The sequence below is a fragment of the Paenibacillus ihuae genome (assembly GCF_001368795.1).
Classification (GTDB): Bacteria; Bacillota; Bacilli; order Paenibacillales; family Paenibacillaceae; genus Paenibacillus_AQ; species Paenibacillus_AQ ihuae.
This window is the reverse complement of sequence record NZ_LN831202.1, coordinates 102,645-110,554: the sequence shown is the minus strand read 5'-3', so window position 1 is coordinate 110,554 and position 7,910 is coordinate 102,645. Positions and strand designations below refer to the sequence as shown.

Sequence of the window (7,910 nt, the reverse complement as noted above, 5' to 3'; positions counted from 1 at the left end):
GAAGTTGCCCCACACTTACTTCTGGCAGCCAAACTCTGCGGTTTGGATTCGAGCCATCCGGCTGTCTCGTTCGTTAACTCCGGGAAGAAGGTTGTTACGGGAATCCATTATTTGCTCCGTTGGCCGGGCCCGGGGGGCATGTGCTATAATGGCAGCAATCCGGACGGAAGCTTCGATTATTAGAGCGCAGCCGGGTTTCCGGAGCGGCTTGTGCATGGAGCGGCCGGACCGCGGCCTGGTATCCTAACGGTTGTGGAGGGGGTTGTCTATTGTTCCGTACATGGTATCACCGATTGCTGCTGTCCTACTTTCCTATCTTTTTGCTAACTGTGACAATCCTGATTTTTGCCTCGTTTGTATTTATCAATGACATTTCACGGATGGAGACCAAGAAGGCGGACCGCATCTCTGCCAGTTATCTCATGGATAATGTGGACCGGACGGTCAAAGAGGTCGAACTCTCTGTGCTGCAAGCTGCCGAGCGCAGCGATGCCTATAAGCGTTACTTCAATAATCAGGGTGAAGCGGATACGGGGGCAATCTATGCAGTAGCCCAGAGCCTGCGTGGTCTTATTCACGAATCCTCCTACATCCAATCGATCTATCTGTACGACAAAAGAAATGAAAGCGTTTTAACAGAAACTGGATTGAAGGAGCTTACCGGATTTGTAGACGAAGACTGGATTAGGCAAATTACCTCAGGTGTCCTGCCGGAAGGCTGGCAGCCCGTCAGGGAATATAAATATGAAATCGTTCAGCGTAGGCCCATACGTGTGCTTACTATAAATAAAGCCATGCCGCTTCCCTTCGGCTCAGGGGGGGTACTGGTGATCAATATCAAAATGAGCGGAATTGAGCAGCTTGTCGACAGCATGGTCAATCAGCAGCTCTCTTTCCTGACCATTTCCGGCAGCGATGGACAGACCGTGTACCAGGCGCATTCGGACAGCGAAAGTTCCATAAGCGGCAAGCAGCTGAACACGCTTTATCTGGGGAGGCTCGGCTGGACGTTCTCCAGCGGAATCAAGGCAGGCAATCTGTTTAGCTGGGTGTCTGTGATTTCCTATCTTTGGGTGGCGATTGCTCTTGGGACCGTTATAAGTGCAATTTTTTACCTGGTCTATGTGACCCGTCGCAACTATAAACCGATCCAGGTCATTATGAACCGGATTGAAGGCCACCAGATCCGCAGGATGGACCAGTCGACCGACCGGCCTGACGAAATGATGCTCATTGACGGGGTGCTGGAGGATCTGATCAACCATATGACGGATTATGATAAAAAAAGCAGGGAGAACCTGCTGCTGCAGCGCAGCAAGCTGTTCACCGATCTGCTGCACAGCGAGCGGCTCGACAACGTCATTCAGCGGCTGGAGGAACTGTCACCGCTCACCGGTGCTGATTCCTCATCCCGCTTTATGGTTGTGCTCAGCGAAATTAACCGCTATGAGCAGGTATTCGAGGACCGCTATACAAGGGGAGACCAGAACACGCTCAAGTTTGCCCTGATGAATGTGTTTCAGGAATTGGCGCGAAATGCTGAGCTTCAGGGCTGGGCGGAGTGGGTCGGGACCGAGCGGGCAGCGATTCTCTTCCTGGCCACCGGCAGCGATAAGGAAATGACCGGCAAGATCCGCATTTTCGCTGAAGACTGCCGTTCCTGGGTAGAGCAGAATTTGCGTATCTCGCTCAGCTTCGGCATCGGCCCGGCTGCAGCCGGGCCGGGGACGATCCGGGAGTCTTATGCAGCAGCCGAACATGTCATGCAGCATAAGCTGCTGATGCAGGAAGATATCGCGCTGGCAGAATGCGGGGAAGCACGTCAGCCGCTGCTTGAAACGTATAAATATCTGCAGATGATTGCCGAGTTTGTCAAACAGTTCCGGATGTCGAGCGGTCAATGGCGGGAGCAGCTGGAGGGGATTTTTGAAGCGTTTGAACAGGATTTTCTGCAGGATGACGATATCCGCTCACTGATTCAGGCTATGCTGCAGATGCTGAGCCGTGAAGTGGCCGTGATGTCGGAGCAGCTGCAGGATGAGCTGTCAGCAGAGAATGCCCGGGTCCGGCTGAAGGGGCTGGAGAAGGCTGACTCCATCGAAGAAGTGAAGAGCATTCTGTTTGAATATTTGACGGAGTTATTCCGGACTTATGTCTCTGTCAGTGAGACCAAAAGCTACCGGGCGATGGTCAACGAGATGAAGAACTATATCGAAGAGAACTTTGCCAATCCCGATCTTTCCCTGAAGCATTTAAGCGACCGGTTTCAGGTGTCCGGCAAATATGCCAGCTACCTGTTCAAAACGGAATTCAAAATGAAATTTGTTGATTTCGTTACGGAGCTGCGGATGAAGGAAGCGGAACAGCTGCTGCTGGAGACGGAATCCTCACTGCAGGATATCGCACTCCAGGTGGGCTATGCGAATGCGATTACGTTCGGCAGGGTATTTAAACGGGTTGCCGGCATCACGCCGGGCGATTACCGTTCATTGAAGCGCCGCGGAGCATCCAAGGCCTAAGGCGGTTGTCTTGTTCCTGAATTCGTGGCGAAGGATTTTCAGCTTGCCGGTACCGAAAGTGAATCATCAAGACTCATTCTTGTCAGCCAGGCCGCATTCCTGCCCGCATACCTCCGTCAGGGGCATGCAAACACGGATGCGGCTTCTTTTTTACTGCTTATGAAAGCGGTTTATCATACGAAAATGGTTGGTCCGATAAACCGGAAGTCCGAATTCACGGCAAGGGACATATCCGAAACAGGTTTATTGTCAGACTGTCGAAAGTTATGGAATACTGTGGGCATCCCGAACAAGCAAGCGGGCAAGCAGCACATCAGATGGATTCCGCTTAGGGATGGACAGGTGGAAGGCACGGGGATCATAAAGTCACCATTATAGCCTGTAAAGGCGAAGGAGATGGAACAATGACAGTGAACGTAAACCAAGGATTTCTGAAGAAGGCCATCGGAATCGGATTGACCGCAGTAATGGGAGCTTCCCTGCTGGCGGGCTGCTCCTCTGATTCTAAGACTAACACGGCAAACGGAGGTACAGCAGCACCAAGTGAGAGTGCCGAGCGCGTTACATTAAAGGTGGAAATCTTTGACCGCGGCAACAGCCCGGAGCCTTATACCATTACCAACAACTATCTGTCCCAGCTGATTCAGAAAAATTTCGGTGATCCGAATAACATTGATGTCGAGTTCGTACCGGTTCAGCGCTCTGAGGAAGTTACGAAGCTCAATGTACTCATGGCAAGCAACACGGATGTGCCTGATATTGTATTTACGTATGATTCCAGCGTATTTTACCGCTACGCCCAGCAGGGGGGCCTGACAGATGTCGGGGATCTGCTTGATCAATATGGTTCGAATCTGAAGAAATTTATCGGAGACGAAACGCTGTCGTTCGGCCAGCTGGAAGGCAAGCAGTTCGCTATTCCGGGCAAACGGGCGATTACGGGCCGATACAGCTCCTACATCCGCCAGGATTGGCTCGATAAACTGGGCCTCCCTGTACCGACAACAACTGACGAGCTGTATACAACTTTGAAAGCGTTTAAAGAGAAGGACCCGGGCGGCCTTGGAAGCAAAAACATCCCTATGGGCATGGCGCTCGCTCCGGCCCAGTTCGAGACACTGATCTATTCCTTTATGAAGCCGATCAGCGGCGATCTGACCTACAGCCAGCGCTACGAGCTGCCGCTGCATGAGGGCTTCAAGGATGCGATGCAATTCCTCAATAAGCTCTACAATGAAGGACTGATTAGTAAAGACTTCAGTCTGGACGAGGATAAAACCCAGCTGGGCAAGGATATTCAGAATGGCAACGTAGGCTACTGGTCGGAGGATGTCGATGTCCTGTTCTATGCCGACGGTACCCTTGATAATCTCACCAAAAATGTGCAGGGCAGCAAGGTGCTTCCGGTGGACGTTCTGACCAATGCCAAGGTCGACAACAAGCATATTAAATCCCGCTATGCCTCAAACGGTATGTACATCATGATTCCGAAGAGCAGCAAACGTGCAGTTGAGGCGGTTAAATATCTGGACTGGATGGCTACAGGGAACAACCTGATTGATATCTACAGCGGTGTTGAAGGGGAGAACTATGATCTGGTAGACGGCATTCCAGTGGTTAAGGCAGATGTTTCCCAGGAATTCGCTGACCGTCTGTTCAATGCCGGTGACACAGCAATCATCTCCAACGGCAAAAACCTCGGGGATCAGGCGACCAACGAAAAGGCATGGATCAGCGGCTTCCCGGAACGCAACCAGGAAATGCTGAAGCAGTCGATTGCAATTGCCAATACCGACACCGTCGGCCCGATCGTCTTTGGTAAGCCAATCGAAGCGGAAGGCCAATACGGCACTACTCTCAATGATAAGCTGGCCGTAATTATTGTTAAGACCGCGATGGCTAAGCCGGAAGAGTTCGAATCCGTATATGAGCAGGAGATGAAGGATTATATGTCCCTGGGCGGAGAAAAGCTGAAGGCGGAGCTGGAGAAGGCGCTTACGGAGCTTCCGGCTAAATAACAAATATAAAGTGAAAACCGGGGGGGAGGTGAGATGCCGCTTCACCCGGTTTTTCTCATAGGAGGAGACCGACTTGAGCAAAGCGAGTTACTTTAGACGGTATTGGCAACTCTATGCGCTGCTTTCGCTGCCTATTATCTATTTTCTAATATTCCGCTATGGTCCGATGTATGGTGTGCAGATCGCTTTTAAGGATTTCAATTTGTTCCAAGGGATCGGCGGCAGTGAGTGGATCGGCTTCGACGCCTTCCGCGAGGTTTTTGGCATGAGGGAGTTCTACAGCACCCTGCGCAATACGTTTATGTTGAATTTTCTGGATTTACTGGTCTCCTTTCCGGCCCCGATCATTCTGGCGATTATGCTGTATGAAATCAAGGCGGTATGGTTCAAAAAAATATCGCAGACCATTCTCTACATCCCCCACTTTATTTCCTGGGTAATCATCGGGGGGATCGTCTATCAATTATTTGGCAACCAGTCCGGTATGGTGAACGAAGTGCTGCAGGGGCTGGGCCTCTCCCCGATTCCATTCCTGACCGAAAAGAATCCTTGGCTCATTACGTACCTGTTTACTGGCGTCTGGCAAAGTGCCGGCTGGGGAACCATCCTGTATCTTGCAGCATTGACCGGTGTCAACCGCGAGCTGTTCGAAGCCGCTGAAGTCGATGGGGCCACCAGGCTCAAGAAGATCCGCTATATTACGCTTCCAAGCATTAAACCAACCATCGTGACCCTGCTGATCCTCAATCTCGGGAAAATGGTCAGCATCGGCTTTGACCGTCCTTACATCATCGGGAATACAGCGGTACGTGAATATTCCGATGTGCTCAGCACCTTCGTATACCGGATCGGTCTGGAATCGGGCCAATATACGCTGGCTACTGTAGTCGGTTTGTTCCAGGCGGTGGTGGGGCTGGTATTCATTCTCGGCTCCAACTATATTTCGAAAAAAGTGACCGGCAACGGCATCATATGATAAAAGAAGGAGGCGGAGTGCTATGAGTGAACGCACCTCAAACCGGATTTTTGATATCGTCAATATTACATGTGTTACCTTGTTCGTCCTGTTCTGTCTGGCTCCGTTTTTGCACGTAATTGCTGTGTCGCTCAGCTCCAACCGGGCAATCACATCCGGAGAAGTGACGCTTTTCCCGATTGAAGTGAACTGGAATGCGTACATTAATGTATTTTCTGACAATGCGATGATCCGCTCGCTCATCTTCACGATTATTCTGACGGTGGCCACCACGCTGCTTTGCATGATCTTCACGATCGCAGCAGCCTATCCGCTGACCAACAGTAAACTGAGGGGCCGCAAGTTTTTCATGTATCTGATTATCATTACGATGTTTTTCAGCGGGGGGATTATTCCGGAATACCTGCTGATCCGTGATCTAAAGATGATCGACTCGGTCTGGTCCCTGATTCTGCCTGGTCTGGTCAGCCCGTTTAACCTCATTATCCTGATCTCCTTCTTCAACAACATTCCGCCAAGTTTGGAAGAATCGGCTGAAATCGATGGCAGCTCGCATTTCCGCACATTATTGAGCATTGTACTGCCCTTATCCATGCCTGTTATGGCTACGTTGGCGCTCTTCTATGCCGTGGGACGCTGGAACGGCTTCCAGGATTCACTAATGTATATCAATAATCCCGATCTGTACCCGCTTCAGCTCAAGCTGTTCCAGATGGTGCAGAACAATATGGTCTCCGAACTGACACAGATGGAGGGGGCCAACCGGACAGCGCTGACCCCGGAGAGCCTCAAGGCGGCTACGGTCATCTTCGCTACGGTACCGATCCTTGCCGTGTACCCGTGGCTGCAGAAATATTTTGTCAGCGGCGTCATGCTTGGTGCTGTCAAAGGGTGATCTGCAAGGCAGGGTGTACAGAAAGGAGAGCAAGGCTGTGGAAGACAAAGGAGCATTCTCATTCTCAACCTGCTGGAATATTAAACGGCATACGGATGGCAGCAGCATGCTGCAGGAAATCCGTGAGCTTGGCTTCCGGCGGGTGGAGCTGAACTATAATATCACCGAAGCAATGCTGATAACGATTGAGCCGATGATCGAGCGGGGGGAAATCGGCATCTCCAGTGTTCACAACACCTTCCCTCACGTTCCCGACCCTGATTACGGCACGGATTCCGTGCTGCTGGGCTTCGGGGATGAGACGAAGCGGCAGCGGGCGGTGGAGCTGCTGGTCCGTTCGGCTGAGTACGCCCAGCGTTATGGCGGTGAGGCCGTGGTGGTGCATCCCGGCGAAGTGCCTTTTCCGAATGATATTGCCAAGGAGCTTGAGCAGATTTACAGCGGACAAGGCAGGGATTCGGAGGCGTACCGCAGCAAGTGGACGGAGCTGCTGGAACGACGGGAGGCTTATAGCGCCGGCTATGTGCAGACGATCATCCGCAGCCTGGATGAAGTGTGCAACCGCGCGGCATCCAAGGGCTTAAATGTCCGCTTCGGGATCGAGACACGCTCCCGGCCGCAGCAGATTCCAACGCTCGCGGAAGCCAAAAAGGTAATAAGCGCGTTAAAGGGCGCACCTGTCGGCATCCGGTATGACACCGGCCACGCTATCATGATGGACCGGATGGGCTTGTACGACAGTGTAGGAGAGATGGAAGGGCTGATGGATGATATTGTGGGCGTCCACGTCCATGAGACCATCGGCCTTTCCGACCACTGGTGTCCCTATGTGAACAGCGGAAATATGGATTTCTATGATGCCTATCTACCGATGATTGAGCGGGCGCAGGTCAAGGTGTATGAGCTGAAGGCGGCCTGCCGGCCGAAGGAAATCCACGAGAGCCACCGCCTGCTAACGGCTAAGCTGGCGGGCAGGGGATAGGCGGCATGCTGAGCGCTGAAGATGATAAGCTAAGCGATGCAGACCGGATTATGAGCGATGCAGACCGCAAGTTAAGTGATGCGGACCGTAAACTGAGCGATGAAGACCGTATACTGAGTGATGCAGACCGCAAACTAGCTGCCCTGTATGCCCCGCGCTTAATGTTCGACCGGAGCGAGCCGTTTTTCCCGGTCTGCTTCGGTGTAACTATGCTGCGGGAGGACGGGGTTTCCCCCTCCTTCCGGCGCCGTCTGGCAGTGAACCGTCCCAAAGTGGCGGCCATTGTGGAATACGCGATATATTACGATTATGATATCCAGCATCTCTATGATCTGGAGCATGTGTGGGTGTATATCGGCAGGAACGGAGAGGTGGCGGATGTTGAAGCCAGCTTTCACGGGAAATACCTGAAAGGGCTGCTCCGCGGCTCCGCCAATCTGATCGGAACGCGGGCCGTTCTGTATGTCCAGCCCGGCAAGCATGCGCTCTCCCCGATCCCCGAAGTCTTTGAGCTGCTGCC

At 52.3% G+C, this 7,910-nt stretch carries 7 protein-coding genes and 1 pseudogene; all 8 read left to right on the top strand.

From position 1 onward, the window contains the following. The coding region (locus AQR02_RS33215; RefSeq protein ID WP_209444311.1) for a hypothetical protein at positions 1–183 on the top strand (183 nt) is incomplete at its 5' end. Between the two features lie 146 nt (positions 184–329). Then, entirely contained in the window at positions 330–2,519 is a 2,190-nt protein-coding gene (locus AQR02_RS26260; RefSeq protein WP_245237750.1) for a helix-turn-helix domain-containing protein, read from the top strand. 24 nt (positions 2,520–2,543) lie between these two features. Next, positions 2,544–2,897, top strand: a complete 354-nt coding sequence (locus tag AQR02_RS26255) for a hypothetical protein (protein ID WP_054943309.1) — start codon at positions 2,544–2,546, stop codon at positions 2,895–2,897. Positions 2,898–2,923: 26 nt separating this feature from the next. Further along, positions 2,924–4,537 (top strand): extracellular solute-binding protein, encoded by a 1,614-nt coding sequence (locus AQR02_RS26250; protein WP_054943308.1) that lies wholly within the window; start codon positions 2,924–2,926, stop codon positions 4,535–4,537. A 73-nt stretch (positions 4,538–4,610) separates the two neighbouring features. Continuing rightward, positions 4,611–5,513, top strand: a complete 903-nt coding sequence (locus AQR02_RS26245) for an ABC transporter permease (protein WP_054943307.1) — start codon at positions 4,611–4,613, stop codon at positions 5,511–5,513. Positions 5,514–5,535: 22 nt separating this feature from the next. Then, positions 5,536–6,408 carry a carbohydrate ABC transporter permease gene (locus AQR02_RS26240; RefSeq protein ID WP_054943306.1) on the top strand — a complete coding sequence of 291 codons (873 nt, stop codon included), beginning with the start codon at positions 5,536–5,538 and terminating at the stop codon, positions 6,406–6,408. Between the two features lie 37 nt (positions 6,409–6,445). Continuing rightward, positions 6,446–7,390: a sugar phosphate isomerase/epimerase family protein gene (locus AQR02_RS26235; RefSeq protein WP_054943305.1), complete on the top strand. Its 945-nt coding sequence runs from the start codon at positions 6,446–6,448 to the stop codon at positions 7,388–7,390. A gap of 5 nt (positions 7,391–7,395) precedes the next feature. Further along, a pseudogene (locus AQR02_RS34940) lies at positions 7,396–7,910 on the top strand (hypothetical protein); the annotation flags it as partial.